This is a genomic window from Limnobacter olei (genome assembly GCF_029087225.1).
In the GTDB taxonomy this organism is placed as follows: Bacteria; Pseudomonadota; Gammaproteobacteria; order Burkholderiales; family Burkholderiaceae_B; genus Limnobacter; species Limnobacter olei.
In genome coordinates, this window is record NZ_JARFJD010000065.1 from 1 (window position 1) to 499 (window position 499).

At 61.5% G+C, this 499-nt stretch carries 1 protein-coding gene; it reads left to right on the forward strand.

The window, feature by feature from the left end; translation table 11 throughout:
• Positions 1-499 (forward strand): flagellin N-terminal helical domain-containing protein (locus PY990_RS16325; protein ID WP_275272492.1); only part of this gene is annotated, 499 nt, incomplete at both ends.

Here is a 499-nt window from a genome sequence, read left to right on the forward strand (position 1 = left end):
CAACCTGCAGCGTATGCGTGAGTTGGCTGTTCAAGCCAAGAACGGCACACTGAACGACACTGACCGTGTGAACCTGAACCGTGAGTACACGGAGCTGGCCAACGAAGTGGACCGCATTGTGACCGGCAGCACCTTCAACGGCAACAACCTGTTTGATGCCGCCAACCAAACACTAAGCTTCCAGGTGGGCACCGGCAACGCCGTTTCCGACACCCTGGCGCTGAACCTGACCGACGATGGATTGGCCACAGGCAACGACCTGACCACCATCATGACCGGTGCCGCAGCCGACATTCCCACCAACCTGGGTGGTGTGGACACCGTGGCCAACGCCACCACCGCGATCACCACGCTGGATGCCTCGATTGACGCCATCACCGGTATTCGTGCGGTAGTGGGCGCGGGCCAAAGCCGACTGGAGCAGGTAGCGGCCTTTGCCGATGTGTCCAGCACCAACCTGCAGGCCGCCCGTGGACGCATCATGGATGCGGACTTCGCC